Below are 14455 nucleotides of genomic sequence, written 5' to 3' on the forward strand. Positions count from 1 at the left end.
GGCCGGCCACGCTGTGGCGGGCGGCGTCGGTGTTCCCCGGATGGTCGGTTTCCCCCGGATGGTCGGTTTCCCCCGGAAATTGGCAGCATGTGCGGAAGATAACGAGCGAGCGGGGCCCGACCACCGCACCCGCGCCGACAGCCCTACAACTCGGGCGCGCTCACACCCGTACGAGTGAGGGCGTCGACCACGGCGTCGACCACCGCCTCCACATCGGGCACCCAGGGTGCGGCCGAGCCGGGCAGCGGAGCGCGCTCCCAGCGGACGGCGCCCTCGCCGGTCTCGGACGGGGGCAGGGCGAGATAGCCGCCCTCGCCGTGGAAGCGCAGGGAGCCGGGGACGAAGTCCTTGGCGTAGAGCAGCTCGCCCAGCTGCTCCATGGAGTACGGCTTGACCAGCAGCGCCCAACGGGTGGGCGAGGCGATCACCGGGCCGAGGCGCATGCCCCGGCGGTCGAGCAGGGCGAGCGCGTGTGCGGCGGCGAGCGCCGGCAGGCTCACCGCGCAGGGAGCCCTGCCCCCGGTCGCGAGGACGATCGGCGCGCTCGGCCGGTTGGTCCACCACCAGCGCACCATGCGAGCGTCGGTGGTGGCCGCGAGCAGGCCGGGGTCGAAGGGGTGCGCTCCGGGCACTGTGCACTCAGGGTCGGGGCAGCCGCAGCGGGCCCGCCCCCGCGGGGCCGGGGCCACACCCGGGAGTACCGGCCACTGCCACTCGGTCGCGAAGGTCAGGGCCGCGTCGATCAGCTCAGGTCCCCCGCCGTTCCGCCTGGACAGGAGCCTGCGTCGCCTTCCGAGGATCTCGCGCATGAGCGCTCGTTCCTTTCCGTTGCACCGCTGGCAACACCGTGGTCCACATCACACCATGTGTCGATCACTTCACTGTGCGTACCTATTGGCGCATCACACCCCCGCGCACGGCAGGGGGATCCCCAAGGGGTCGAGCATGGGCCGCGTCCGTAGTGCGTCGGTCAAAAGCACGGCTGCGGCGTGAGGGGTGGCGAAGTATGGCGTTTTTGCCGTCGCGCGTATTTCTCTCCGCCTCCGCCAGGGAGGATGGGGCTCGGCCGTCGGTGGCTATGACGCCCGGGTCCGTCGCCAGGTTCCGGGTAGCCCCCAACCACCCCTGGCCTTCTCCGAGTACGTACCCATCACGACCGCTGTGACGCTCTGTGGAGCAAGGCCAGTCGACCGCAATGAACCGATACCCGAGGTAGTTTTCAGCCAACTTGGCAGTAAGGCAAGGGGTTCGGGGGAAACCTCGTCAGACTCATGGACACCAGGAATCCCCGCAGGACAATGCTGGACATCCCCTCACGAGTGCGTGTACATGTGGAGACACTGCTAGCGGCGCAGAATGACATGGGGGTTTGCGATGCTTCTGAGCAATACGCACCGGTCTGGAAGCCGGACACCATGAGTGCCCCGCACCCTCCGAAAGTGGCTGGAATCGATTCAACGGTTCCGACGCCCACACACACTGTCGCGCCCACTCCCCCCGCCCCGGACGCCCCCTCCTCCACGGACGCCGCTTCCGTCCCCGCGCCCGACTCCCCCGCCCCGGGCGCCCCCGCCCCCGGCACCCTCCTCCAGGACCGGCTGGCCGGCTGGGTCTCGGACCTCACCACCCTGCACGAACTCACCGAGCGCATGTCCCGCACGGACCGGCTGGAACCCGCCCTGCACGAGCTGCTGCGCGCCGGATCGACCCTCGTCGGCGCCCGCCGCGGCCTCGTCGTCCTGGAGCCCGCCGACGGACTCGGCCCGCACACCACCCTCGGCCTCGGCCTCGGCCGCGCCGACCTCGGCCACATCGAGACCGTCCCGCGCGGCGCCCTGCCCTACGACACCGGCGCGGGCACCGAGATCGCCCACCCCGACCTGCTCGCCGAGGACGGCCTCGACCCCCGCCACCGCGAGGTCGCCGCCCGCCTCGGCTACGCCGCCAGCTACGCCCTGCCCCTCGCCGGCGAGTCCGCCGGCCGCCTCGGCGCCGCCGTCTGGCTCTACGACGAACCCGCCGAGCCCGACGAGCGCCGGCGCCACCTGACCGGCCTCTACGTCCGGCACGCCACCGAGCACCTGGCCCGGCTGCTGGAGGTGGAGCGCGCACGCGCGCGCGTGGCGACCATCACCGCGGAACTGCTGCCCGCCCGGCTGCCCCGCGTGCCCGGCGTCCAGCTCGCCGCCCGGCACCGCACCGGCCCGCGCGGCGGCGGCGACTGGTACGACGCGCTGCCGCTGCCCGACGCCGCCCTCGGCCTGTCCGTCGGCTCGGTCACCGGCTCCGGCCCGAGCGCGGTCGCCGCCATGGGCCGGCTGCGCGCCTCCCTGCGCGCGTACGCCGTGATGGAGGGCGAGGACCCGGTCGCCGTCCTGTCCGACCTGGAGCTGCTGCTGCGGCTGACCGAACCCGCCCGCTCGGCCACCGCCCTGTTCGCCTACTGCGAGCCCACCCTGCGCAAGGTCACCCTGGCCGGCGCCGGACACAGCCCGCCGCTGCTCATCGGCCGGCGGCGCACCGAGTTCGCCGAGACCTCCGTCTCCGCCCCGCTCGGCATGCTCGCCTGCTGGGAGGCGCCCAGCGTGGAGATCCAGGCCGAGCCCGGAGAGACGGTCCTGCTCTACACCGACGGACTGCTGCACCGTACCGGCGACCCCATGGACCGCGCCTTCGCCCGGCTGCACACGGCTGCCGCGAGCATCCCGCGCGCGCTGCGCCACGACCCCGACGCGGTCGCCGACCACGTCCTGCGCACCGTCCTGCCGGACGGCCTGGACGCGGCCGACAGCGAGGAGGACGTGGTCCTGCTGGCGGCCCGCTTCGACTGAGCGTCCGGAATGCATGACCGGGCATAGCAGGTCATCCGACCCTGGTCCGCCCGCGGTACGACCGTACGATGATGGAGGCCCCCGCTCGGAGACGATCGCGAGCGACGTGGGCCGCCGGGGGAGATCACACGCCGTACCGAGGAGGATCACGTGTCCGACGAGCTCAACCCGGAGACCCCGGAAGAAGCGTCCGAGGAGCCCATCAAGCAGCGGAAGAACGGCCTGTACCCGGGCGTCTCCGACGAGCTGGCCGAGAACATGCAGTCCGGCTGGGCCGACACGGAGCTGCGTGACCTGAAGCCGATCGCGCAGGCCGCCGAGACCGCGCGCCGCCGCGCCGCGCTCTCCGCCCGCTTCCCGGGCGAGCGTCTGGTGATCCCGGCGGGCAACCTGAAGACCCGCTCGAACGACACCGAGTACTCCTTCCGCTCGTCCGTCGAGTACGCGTACCTCACCGGCAACCAGACCGAGGACGGCGTTCTGGTCCTGGAGCCCACTGCCGAGGGCCACCGGGAGACGATCTACCTCCTGCCCCGCTCGAACCGCGAGAACGGCGAGTTCTGGCTCTCCGGCCAGGGCGAGCTGTGGGTCGGCCGCCGCCACTCCCTCACCGAGTCCGAGGCGCTCTACGGCATCCCGGCCGCCGACGTGCGTGAGCTGACCGACAAGCTCCGCGAAGCCACCGGCCCGGTGCGTGTCGTGCGCGGCTACGACGCCGGCATCGAGGCGGCCCTGACCGACAAGGTCACCGCCGAGCGCGACGAGGAGCTGCGCGTCTTCCTCTCCGAGGCCCGGCTGGTCAAGGACGAGTTCGAGATCGGCGAGCTCCAGAAGGCCGTCGACTCGACCGTCCGCGGCTTCGAGGACGTCGTCAGGGTCCTGGACAAGGCGCAGGCCACCTCGGAGCGCTACATCGAGGGCACGTTCTTCCTCCGCGCGCGCGTGGAGGGCAACGACGTCGGCTACGGCTCCATCTGCGCCGCCGGCCCGCACGCCTGCACCCTGCACTGGGTCCGCAACGACGGCCCGGTCCGCTCCGGCGACCTGCTCCTGCTCGACGCCGGCGTGGAGACCCACACGCTCTACACCGCCGACGTCACGCGCACGCTGCCGGTCGACGGCACGTACAACGAGATCCAGAAGAAGATCTACGACGCCGTCTACGAGGCCCAGGAGGCCGGTATCGCGGCCGTGCAGCCGGGCGCCAAGTACCGCGACTTCCACGACGCCGCCCAGCGCGTGCTCACCGAGCAGCTCGTCGAGTGGGGCCTGGTCGAGGGCCCGGTCGAGCGCGTCCTGGAGCTGGGCCTGCAGCGCCGCTGGACCCTGCACGGCACCGGCCACATGCTCGGCATGGACGTCCACGACTGCGCCGCCGCGCGCACCGAGACGTACGTGGAGGGTGTGCTGGAGTCGGGCATGGTGCTGACGGTCGAGCCGGGCCTGTACTTCCAGGCCGACGACCTGACGGTGCCGGAGGAGTACCGGGGCATCGGCGTCCGCATCGAGGACGACATCCTCGTGACCGAGGACGGCAACCGAAACCTTTCGGCCGGGCTGCCGCGCCGGTCCGACGAGGTCGAGGCGTGGATGGCCTCGCTGAAGGGCTGATCTGCGTTTCAATGGCCGGGTGCCGGGGAGGCGCCCGGCCATTGGCATGCCTAGGGGGAGGGTATTCGTGGACGACTTCTGGTCCGGTGCGGGTGTGGACCTGCATCTTGAGACCGACGCGGGGGACGGCCGTCGGATCGGGCTGGAGCGGGCACTCAGGGACGCCGTCCGCGACGGACGGCTCGCGCCCGGGACCCGGTTGCCGGCCACCCGGCGCCTCGCGGCCGACCTCGGAGTCTCCCGGGGCACGGCGAAGGCGGCGTACGACCAGCTGGTGGCGGAGGGCTATCTGACGGCGCGGCAGGGCTCGGGCACCCGGGTCGCCGCACTGCCGCCCGCCCTGGACGCCACGGGCCCGCAGGCCGCCGCACACGCGCGTGCGCCGCGTTTCGACCTGCGCCCGGGCAGCCCGGACGTCGGCGCGTTCCCGGCCGCAGCCTGGCTGCGCGCGCTGCGCCGCGCCATCGCTACGGCACCGTCCCTGGCGTACGACTACGGCGACCCGCGCGGCCGCGTCGAACTGCGCACGGCCTTGTCGGGTTACCTGGGCCGGGCCCGCGGCGTCGTCGCGCCCCCGGAACGGATCGTCATCACCTCCGGGTACGTCCAGGGCCTCGCGCTCCTCACGCGTGTGCTGGACGGCGCCACCGTCGCCATGGAGGACCCCGGGCTGCCGTTCCACCGGGAGGTGGTGCGGCGCAATGGCGGGACCGTGCGCCCGGTGCCGGTCGACGCGCGCGGGGTGCGCCCCGGGGAGCTGGGCGAGGCGGCCGCCGTGGTGGTCACGCCGGCACACCAGTACCCGACCGGGGTCACCCTGCACCCCGAGCGGCGGCGGGCGCTCGGCGACTGGGCACGCGCGCGTGGCGGGCTGATCGTCGAGGACGACTACGACGGCGAGTTCCGCTACGACCGCCAGCCGGTCGGCGCGCTCCAGGGCATGGCGCCGGGCCAGGTGGTCTACCTGGGCACCGCCTCCAAGACCCTCGGCCCCGCTCTCCGCCTCGGCTGGATGGTGCTGCCCGCGCACCTGGTCGACGCGGTCGCCGACGCCAAGCTGCACAGCGACCACCACACCGAGACCATCGGCCAGCTCGCACTCGCCGAGCTGATCGACAGCCACGCCTACGACCGGCACGTACGCGCGTGCCGGCTGCGCTACCGGCGCCGCCGCGACCAGCTGCTGGACCGGCTGGGGACGGGCCGGGGCGTGCGCGGGATCGCGGCCGGACTGCACGCCCTGATCGACGTGCCCGACGAGGCCGAGGCCCTCGCTCGTGCGCAGGCGCAGGGCCTGGCCCTCGGCGTCCTGGGCGACCACTGGCACACCCCCGGCGCCCCCGCCGACCGCCCCCGGGGCCTGGTCGTCGGCTACGGCACACCGCGGGAACGGGCGTATCCGGAGGCGCTGGAGGCGCTGGCGAAGGTGCTGGACGGCTGACGGGCGGCTGCGGCGCGCCCACCCGTCACGCCGTCAGCAGTGACGGGTCCTTCGTCCACTTGAGGATCTTGTCGAAGCTGACCACCGTCCCGCCCCGGCCCGGCTTGGCGCCGATGTGCACGTGATCGGCCAGCTCCCGGATCAGACACAGCCCTCGGCCGTGCTCGGCGTCCGCGCGGGCGGGCCGGATGTCCTGGGTGCGGCTGAATCCCGGGCCGAACCCCGGGCCGAACCCCGGCCCCGAATCGGCCACTTCGATACGGCACTTCTCGCCGTCGAGGTACGCCGTCACCCGGTACGCCTCCACCGAGCCGTCCCGGGATCCGTCCCCGCCGTGCTCGACCGCGTTCGCGCAGGCCTCGCTCAGGGCGACGGACAGGTCGTAGGAGATCTCGGGGTCGACGCCCGCCGTCTCCATGGTGCCGATCAGCAACCGCCGGGCGAGCGGCACGCTCGCTGCTTCGCGACGCAGATGGAGTGACCACCAGATGCTCATGCTCCAGCCTCCTGGCCGCGGCTCGACATACCGATACCTATTGCCGCCCATAGGGGGCCGTAAGCACATCGTTGACGTGACACCGCCCATACAGCCGATGCGCGTCGGGAGGAATCGGTGTATGAGGGACGGCCGGGGCGCGCTGGCGCGGGCCGGCTCCCGCGTCCTGCCTCCGGCCGGCTCCCGCGCCCTGCCGTAGGAAGCCGACAAGGGCAGTGCGATGATGAGGCCGCCATGACTGCCCCAAACGCGCGCACGGCGCACCCCGGAGCCGGGCTCCGGATCCTGCGGGCCGCGGTGTTCGCCGCGGTCTGTGTCGTGCTGGCCGCGTGCGGACACGCCCTGGCCTCCTGTGCGAGCGTGCCGCTGTGGACGCTCGGGGCCGGGTTCCTGGGCTGTCTGCTGGTGGTGGTGCCGCTCGCCGGGCGGGCCCGCTCGCTGCCCGGCATCGCCGCGCTGCTCGCGCTCGGCCAGACCGCGCTGCACGCGCTGTTCGGGCTGGGCCAGCACGGGGCCGCGATGGCCTCCGGCGGCATGGTGATGACCGCTCCGGGGGCGTCCGGCGCGCCGGGTTCGTCGCTCAGCGACACCGCACTCGTCGAGAACGCAGCCCGGCTGCTGTGCGGCTCGAACGCCGCCGCGCTCACCCCCGGGCACGCCTTCCACCTGCTGCTCGACGCGCGCCTCATCGACCGCGCCGGCCGGCCCGTCGCCGCCCTGCACGTCCTGTCCGGCGCGCACGGTGCCACCGGCTCCGCCGCGGGGCTGCTGCCCTCGCTGCCGATGCTGCTCGGCCACGTCCTCGCGGCCGTCGCCGCCGGCTGGCTGCTGCGCCGCGGCGATCTGGCCCTGGTGCGGCTGATCGAGCTGTCGGCGCACGGGGTCGCCGAGGGAGCGCTCGTACGGTCCCTGCGCGCGGCGCTCGCGCTGGCGTGCGCCCTGTGTGCCGGGCTGCTGCCCGCCGCCGGTCCCTTCCCGCGCGGCCGTCGTACCGCCCGGGACGAGGCACCCGACCCGCACACCACCGCACTCCGGCACGCGGTGATCCGGCGCGGCCCGCCCGCCGCCGCCTTCCTCCTCGCCGCCTGACGCGACGCGCGCACTCCGCCCCGGTTCCGACCGGGAACCCGGTTCCGACCGTGAAGAGGCCGCCGTCGCGCGGCACGCACGCGTGCCTCTCTTCGTCACCGGAACTCTCACCAGTGGAGTGCTCCTGCCATGCAGGCTTCTCGTATCGCCTCTCGGGTCACCGCCGCCACCGCCGTCGCGGGCACGGCCGTCCTCGCCCTGTCCGCCCCCGCCTTCGCGCACGTCTCCGTGCAGCCGGAGGGCGCCGCGGCCAGGGGCGGCTACGCGGTCGTCGACTTCAAGGTCCCCAACGAACGCGACAACGCCTCGACCACCAAGGTCGAGGTCACCTTCCCCACGGACCACCCGCTCGCCTCGGTCATGCCCGAGCCGATCGCCGGATGGAACGTGAAGGTCACCAAGTCCAAGCTGGCCAAACCGCTGACCATGCACGGCGAGAAGATCGACGAGGCCGTCTCCCAGGTCACCTGGACCGCCGCCGACGGCAAGGGCATCCAGCCCGGCTACTTCCAGAAGTTCCCGCTCTCTCTCGGCGCCCTGCCGGACAACACCGACCAGCTCGTGTTCAAGGCGCTCCAGACCTACTCCGACAAGGAAGTGGTGCGCTGGATCGAGGTGCCGCAGGCGGGCCAGGACGAGCCGGAGAACCCGGCCCCCGTCCTCCAGCTGTCCGCCGCGACCGACGGCCACGGCGGCTCGGCGAACGCCAAGGACACCTCCGACAAGACCGGGACCGCGACCGCCGCCACGGACTCCGGCGCGCACGACACCGACACCACCGCGCGCGTGCTCGGCATCATCGGCATCGTCGTCGGCGCCGCGGGCGTGGCCTACGGCGTCTTCGCGGGCCGCCGCCGGACCGCCTAGCCCCCCTCCTTCCGGAGCGCGCACCGGGGCCGTACGACAGGTTCGTACGGCCCGCCCGCAGGACCCGCCCGTCCGGCCCCGGTGCGCACCGGAGCTCTTACATCTGGGACATTTCTCTATGCGCAAGAAGACGTTCGCAGCGGCCGTACTGCTCGCCGCCACCGCCGGCCTGGCCCTCTCCGCGTGCGGCAGCGGCGACGACAAGTCGCCGGTCACCGCGGTCTCGCAGGAGTCCGACTCCGGCAAGCCCGCCACCGTGCTCGACCAGCCCTTCGCCAAGCCGGACATGGTCCTCACGGACACGCACGGCAAGAAGTACGACCTCCGCAAGGAGACCCAGGGCCACCCGACCCTGGTCTACTTCGGCTACACGCACTGCCCCGACATCTGCCCGACGACGATGAGCAACATCGCCGTCGCCAAGAAGGCGCTGCCCAAGGCCGAGCAGGACGACCTCCGGGTCGTGTTCGTGACCACCGACCCCGGCCGCGACACCCCCGCCGAACTGGGCACGTGGCTCAAGGGCATCGACCCCCAGTTCATCGGCCTGACCGGCGACTTCGCCACCATCCAGGCCGGCGCCCGCTCCCTCGGCATCTCCGTGGAGCCGACGACGAAGGACAAGAACGGCAAGCTCGTCTCCGTCCACGGCACCCAGGTCATGGCGTTCTCGCCGAAGACGAACGGCGGTTACGTCCTCTACGGCGAGGACGCCACCGTCGACGACTACACCAAGGACCTGCCCAAGCTCGTCAAGGGAGCCAATCCGTGAACCGTCCCGTGACGCGCCGCTCCGCCCTGGTGAGCACGGCCGCCGCCCTCGCCGGTGCGCTGGCCCTCGCCGGCTGCTCGGACTCCGGGTCCGGCTCCGGATCCGGTTCTTCGAAGCCCGAACTGTCGGTGAGCGGGCCGTACATGCCGCAGCCCGTCGCCGCCGACATGGCGGCCGGCTTTCTGACGATCACCAACAAGGGCGGCGCCAAGGAGGAGCTGACCTCGGTGACGAGCGAGGTCGCCGGCCAGGTCACCATGCACAGCACCACCGGCGGCACCATGCAGGAGCAGACCTCCTTCGCCATACCCGCCCACGGTCAACTCGTGTTCAAAAGCGGTGGCAACCATCTGATGTTCGAGAAGCTGAAGCGCCGGCCGAAGCAGGGCCAGACGGTCACCGTGAAGCTCACCTTCGCCACGTCCGGACCCCTCACCGTCGAGATGCCGGTGAGGTCCGCCACGTACAACCCGGCGACCGGCCACTGAGGGAGGGACCACCTTGACGCGGACCATCACCCCCAAGGGGAGGAGCGGCGCCCTGCGCAGCCTGGTGCTGCTGCTGTTCGCCGTCGCCGGCGTGCTGCTCGCGGGCGCCGCCCCGGCCTCCGCCCACGCCGCGCTGACCGGCAGCGACCCGGCGCAGGGGGTGGTGGTCAAGCAGGCACCCGGCCAGGTGGCGCTCACCTTCTCCGAGAAGGTGGCGATGAACGACGACTCCCTGCGCGTCCTCGACCCCCGCGGCAAGCCGGTGCAGACCGGCAGGCCCGCCAACCTGAGCGGGACGACGTACGCCGTCAAGCTCAGGAGCGGGCTGGGCAAGGGCACCTACACGGTCACCTACCAGGTCGTCTCGGCCGACAGCCACCCCGTCTCCGGCGCCTACACCTTCTCCGTCGGGGCGCCCTCGCCGACGGTCGTCAGCGGCACCGGACCGACCGCGGGCGGCGGCACCGTGGGCGCGCTGTACGCGATCGGGCGGTACGCGTCGTACGCCGGCTTCATCGTGCTCGCGGGCGGCGCCGCCTTCGTGCTCGCCTGCTGGCAGCGCGGCGCGGGCGTACGGCCCGTGCAGCGCCTGGTCGTCGGCGGCTGGCTCACGCTCACCGCGGCCACCCTGTGGCTGCTGCTCCTGCGCGGCGCGTACACCACCAGCGGGAAGTTCGGCGACGTCTTCGACCTCGGGCTGCTCGGGCCGGTGCTCCAGACGAAGACCGGCGCCGCCCTGGTCTCCCGGCTGTTGCTGCTCGCGGCCGCAGCGCTCTTCATCGCCGTCCTCTTCGGCGCCTACACGAAGCGGGACGAGGGCCAGGAGAAGCGCGATCTGACCTTCGGGCTGGCGATCGGCGGAGTGGTCGTGGCGGCCGGGCTCGCGACCAGCTGGGCCATGGCCGAGCACGCCTCGGTCGGTCTCCAGCCGGGCATCGCCATGCCCGTCGACGTCCTCCATCTGCTCGCCGTCGCCGCCTGGCTGGGCGGGCTCACCGCGCTGCTGGTCGCCCTGTACCGGGCGCCCGCCGAGACACCGGTCGAGGCCGCCGCCGTCCGCCGCTACTCCCGGCTCGCCTTCTGCTCCGTCGTCACGCTCGCCGCGACCGGCACCTATCAGTCCTGGCGTCAGCTCGGCTCCTGGTCGGCCTTCACCGACACCCGGTACGGCCAGCTGCTGCTGGTCAAGATCGGTCTGGTGGCCGTGATGGTCGCCATCGCGTCGGTGTCGCGGCGCTGGACCCGGCGGCTCGCCGGCGTCACCGTCGCGGGGGCGCAGACCGAGGCGGAGGAGGCGGCCGCCGACGAGGCGGAGAAGGCGACGGAGGCCGAGAAGGAGCGGGTGACGACCGGCGCGGCCAAGCAGTCCGCCGACAAGAGCGCCGGTAAGAGCCCCGGCAAGGGCAGGACGAGCGGCAACCCGCAGCGGGCCGAGCAGCTCGCCCGGCAGCGGGCCGCCATGGCCGCCGCCCGGCAGAAGCGGCTGCGCGACGGCGACGCCCACCGCTTCGGACTGCGCCGCTCGGTGCTCGCCGAGGCGGGCGTCGCGGTCGTGCTGCTCGCCGTGACCACCTGGCTGACCCAGACCGAGCCCGGCCGCACCGAGCTGGAGGCCAAGGCCGCCACCTCCTCCTCGGCCGGTGCCGCCACCGCGCCCACGAACGGCGCGCTGACCCTGGACATGCCCTTCGACACCGGCGGCACCAACGGCAAGGGTGTCATCAGCGTCGACCTCGACCCCGCGGGCGTGGGCGCGAACGAGATGCACCTCTATGTCCAGAACCCCAGCGGCAAGCCCTTCGACATCCCTGAGGTGAAGGTCGAATTCACCCTTGAGGCGAAGAAGATCGGCCCCCTTCCCGTGACCCCCGAGCACATCACCACCGGCCACTGGTCGGCGAGCGGAGTGCAGATCCCCCTGGCCGGCGACTGGAAGATCGCCGTCACCGTGCGGACCTCCGACATCGACCAGGTGACCGTCTCCAAGAACGCGCAGATCGGCTGAACCACACGATGACCGACCAGTCCGTCCCGCAGGCCCGCACCTCCGCCGAGGTGCCGCAGACCCCCGAGTCCGCACGCGGCCACGGTGTCTCCCGGCGCGCGCTGCTCGGCACCGCCGGCGCCACCGGGCTCGTGCTCGGCGCGGCCGGCGGGGCCGTGGGCTACGCCACCGCGCCCGCCTCGGCCACCCCGCTCACCTCGGTGGGCTCCGACCGGGCGATGTTTCACGGGAAACATCAGCCCGGCATCACCGAGGGCCTCCAGGCGCGCGGTCATCTCGTCGCCTTCGACCTGGCGGCGGGCGCCGGCCGCAAGGAGGCGGCGGCCCTGCTGCGCCGCTGGTCGGCGACGGCCGAGCGGCTGATGGCGGGCGAGGCCGCGCCCCACGACGACACCGACGTGGCCCGCGACGCCGGCCCCTCCTCGCTGACGATCACCTTCGGGTTCGGGTACGGCTTCTTCGGGAAGACCGGCCTGGACAAGCAGCGGCCGGGCGCGCTGGACCCGCTGCCGGACTTCTCCTCGGACCACCTGGACAAGGCGCGCAGCGACGGCGACCTGTGGGTGCAGATCGGCGCGAACGACGCCCTCGTCGCCTTCCACGCCCTGCGCGCGATCCAGAAGGACGCGGGCGGCGCGGCCCGGCTGCGCTGGCAGATGAACGGCTTCAACCGCAGCCCGGGCGCCACCGCGCACCCCATGACGGCCCGCAACCTCATGGGCCAGCTCGACGGCACCCGCAACCCGAAGCCGGCCGACTCCGACTTCGACCGGCGGATCTTCGTGCCCGCCTCGGGCGAGCCCGCCTGGATGGCGAACGGCTCCTACGCCGTCGTACGCCGTATCCGGATGCTCCTGGACGACTGGGAGAAGCTGTCGGTGGCCGCCCAGGAGCAGGTCATCGGGCGTCGCAAGGCCAACGGGGCGGCGCTGTCCGGGGGCGACGAGACGACCCCGATGGACCTGGAGAAGACCGACTCCCAGGGCAATTACGTCGTCCCGCTCAACGCGCACGCGCGGATCACCCGGCCCGACAAGAACGGCGGCGCGGCCATCCTGCGGCGCCCGTTCTCGTACCACGACGGCTTCGACGCGGACGGCACGCCCGACGCCGGTCTGCTCTTCGTGTGCTGGCAGGCGGACCCGCTGCGCGGCTTCGTCCCGGTGCAGCGCAAGCTCGACCGGGGCGACGCGCTGTCAGCGTTCATCCGGCACGAGGCGAGCGGTCTGTTCGCGGTGCCGGGCGGTGCGGCGCAGGGCGAGTACGTGGGGCAGCGGCTGCTGGAGGGCTAGCCCGGGACCGGGCCGGTCCGGAATGCGGTCGGCCCGGAACCCGGTCGGTCCGGGATGCGGCGAGGTTACGGGGTTTACCGATTTTGCTGGGCTTTCCGGGTTCAAACCATCCGGTCGAGTGGCTCTCGTGAGACCGCCGGGCCGGGGCGGCCTGCGGCCATTAGGGTGAGGGACATGCCAGCGAGCTATGCGTATCTCGGCCCCGAGGGCACCTTCACCGAAGTCGCCCTGCGGACACTCCCGGAAGCGGCCACCCGGGAGCTGACCCCGTACGTGTCGGTGCAGTCCGCGCTGGACGCGGTGCGGGCGGGCGAGGCCGAGGCCGCGTTCGTGCCGATCGAGAACTCCGTCGAGGGCGGCATCACCACCACCCTGGACGAGCTGGTCGCGGGCGAACCGCTGACCATCTACCGCGAGGTGCTGCTCTCGATCACCTTCGCCCTGCTGGTCCGGCCCGGCACGAAGCTCACCGACATCAAGACCGTCTCCGCCCACCCGGCGGCCCAGCCGCAGGTGCGCAACTGGCTGCGCACACACCTCCCGGACGCGGTCTGGGAGTCGGCCGCCTCCAACGCGGACGCCGCCCGCCTGGTCCAGGAGGGCCGCTACGACGCCGCGTTCGCGGGCGAGTTCGCCGCCGCCCGGTACGGACTTCAGGCCCTGGAGACCGGGATCCACGACGCGGAGAACGCGCAGACCCGGTTCGTGCTGGTCGGCCGCCCGGCCCGGCCCGCCGCGCCGACCGGTGCCGACAAGACCTCGGTGGTGCTGTGGCAGCGCGACGACCACCCCGGCGGCCTGCGCGACCTGCTCGGCGAGTTCGCCTCGCGCGGGATCAACCTCATGCTGCTCCAGTCCCGGCCGACCGGCGCCGGGATCGGCAACTACTGCTTCTGCATCGACGCCGAAGGCCATATCTCCGACCGGCGGATGGCGGAGGCGCTGATGGGGCTGAAGCGGATCTGCCTCCAGGTGCGTTTCCTGGGCTCCTACCCGCGCGCGGACATCGCGCCGGCCGGGGCCCGGCCGACGCCGGCATGGGCCTCGGACGAGGAGTTCATGGCCGCTTCGGACTGGGTGGCGCGCTGCCAGGACGGCCGGTTCTGATCGGGCCGCAGGACCGGTCGACACTCGCTTCGAGCCAGTCCTACCTGCATATCGTCGTTATCCACAGAAGTTATCCACAGGTCCGCTTCTCGACCTGGGGACAAGTCGACACGAGTGCATGAGTCGGTCGATAAATCGCCCCTCACGCCCCCGATGCGGCCATCGAGCCGCACCTCACCCTTCGTCCACCCGTTTCCTTTGATTCATCTTTTGGAGCGACCGCTTTCCACTCGAAAGTGGGTGTCACCCAGGTTTGTCCTGGGAATTCTTCACTCGGCCACGAAGTTCCGGAGTGATCAATTCCGAAGTCCACAGACCTTCCACACAGCCTGTGGATAACTCTCGGAAGGGTGTGGATTTCTGTGGACAGCGGGGCCGTGAAGTCCCGTTCTCCACAAGGGAATCCGGTCAACCCGGCGCCGAAAGCATGCCTCGTCCCAGGGAGTGAGACACTTT

At 72.4% G+C, this 14455-nt stretch carries 12 protein-coding genes; 10 read left to right on the forward strand and 2 right to left on the reverse strand.

Annotated features, from left to right (window positions below; translation table 11 throughout):
- Positions 1–143: 143 nt before the first annotated feature.
- Positions 144–809 (reverse strand): bifunctional DNA primase/polymerase, encoded by a 666-nt coding sequence (locus AC4OXY_RS25555; RefSeq protein WP_356032346.1) that lies wholly within the window; start codon positions 807–809, stop codon positions 144–146.
- Between the two features lie 489 nt (positions 810–1298).
- Between AC4OXY_RS25555 and AC4OXY_RS25560 the strand changes: the two genes are divergently transcribed.
- The 3 genes from AC4OXY_RS25560 (at position 1299) to pdxR (ending at position 5883) form a co-directional block, all read left to right on the forward strand.
- A complete protein-coding gene (locus AC4OXY_RS25560) occupies positions 1299–2831 on the forward strand; it encodes a PP2C family protein-serine/threonine phosphatase (RefSeq protein ID WP_491994639.1) in 1533 nt (510 codons plus the stop codon).
- Positions 2832–2981: 150 nt separating this feature from the next.
- Positions 2982–4442: an aminopeptidase P family protein gene (locus AC4OXY_RS25565; protein ID WP_491991126.1), complete on the forward strand. Its 1461-nt coding sequence runs from the start codon at positions 2982–2984 to the stop codon at positions 4440–4442.
- 67 nt (positions 4443–4509) lie between these two features.
- Positions 4510–5883, forward strand: coding sequence for a MocR-like pyridoxine biosynthesis transcription factor PdxR (gene pdxR, locus AC4OXY_RS25570; protein ID WP_491991127.1), 1374 nt, complete (start codon positions 4510–4512; stop codon positions 5881–5883).
- A gap of 25 nt (positions 5884–5908) precedes the next feature.
- Here the strand turns inward: pdxR and AC4OXY_RS25575 are convergent, their stop codons facing one another.
- Positions 5909–6379: an ATP-binding protein gene (locus tag AC4OXY_RS25575; RefSeq protein ID WP_356032351.1), complete on the reverse strand. Its 471-nt coding sequence runs from the start codon at positions 6377–6379 to the stop codon at positions 5909–5911.
- A gap of 234 nt (positions 6380–6613) precedes the next feature.
- Here AC4OXY_RS25575 and AC4OXY_RS25580 point away from each other — a divergent pair, with 234 nt between their 5' ends.
- The 7 genes from AC4OXY_RS25580 to pheA all read left to right on the forward strand — a co-directional run bounded on the left by AC4OXY_RS25580 (position 6614) and on the right by pheA (position 13999).
- Complete coding sequence (locus tag AC4OXY_RS25580; RefSeq protein ID WP_491991128.1) at positions 6614–7468, forward strand: hypothetical protein; 855 nt, start codon at positions 6614–6616, stop codon at positions 7466–7468.
- Positions 7469–7597: 129 nt separating this feature from the next.
- Complete coding sequence (locus AC4OXY_RS25585; RefSeq protein ID WP_362820628.1) at positions 7598–8335, forward strand: YcnI family copper-binding membrane protein; 738 nt, start codon at positions 7598–7600, stop codon at positions 8333–8335.
- Positions 8336–8453: 118 nt separating this feature from the next.
- Positions 8454–9107: an SCO family protein gene (locus AC4OXY_RS25590; protein WP_356032357.1), complete on the forward strand. Its 654-nt coding sequence runs from the start codon at positions 8454–8456 to the stop codon at positions 9105–9107.
- Positions 9104–9595: a copper chaperone PCu(A)C gene (locus AC4OXY_RS25595; RefSeq protein WP_362820632.1), complete on the forward strand. Its 492-nt coding sequence runs from the start codon at positions 9104–9106 to the stop codon at positions 9593–9595. Before AC4OXY_RS25590 ends, AC4OXY_RS25595 begins: the two co-directional genes overlap by 4 nt.
- A gap of 13 nt (positions 9596–9608) precedes the next feature.
- Positions 9609–11600, forward strand: coding sequence for a copper resistance CopC/CopD family protein (locus tag AC4OXY_RS25600; RefSeq protein ID WP_491991129.1), 1992 nt, complete (start codon positions 9609–9611; stop codon positions 11598–11600).
- Positions 11601–11608: 8 nt separating this feature from the next.
- Entirely contained in the window at positions 11609–12892 is a 1284-nt protein-coding gene (gene efeB / locus AC4OXY_RS25605) for an iron uptake transporter deferrochelatase/peroxidase subunit (RefSeq protein ID WP_356032363.1), read from the forward strand.
- Between the two features lie 174 nt (positions 12893–13066).
- Complete coding sequence (gene pheA, locus AC4OXY_RS25610) at positions 13067–13999, forward strand: prephenate dehydratase (RefSeq protein WP_356032365.1); 933 nt, start codon at positions 13067–13069, stop codon at positions 13997–13999.
- Positions 14000–14455: the final 456 nt, after the last annotated feature.

The sequence above is a fragment of the Streptomyces sp. HUAS MG56 genome (assembly GCF_058673395.1).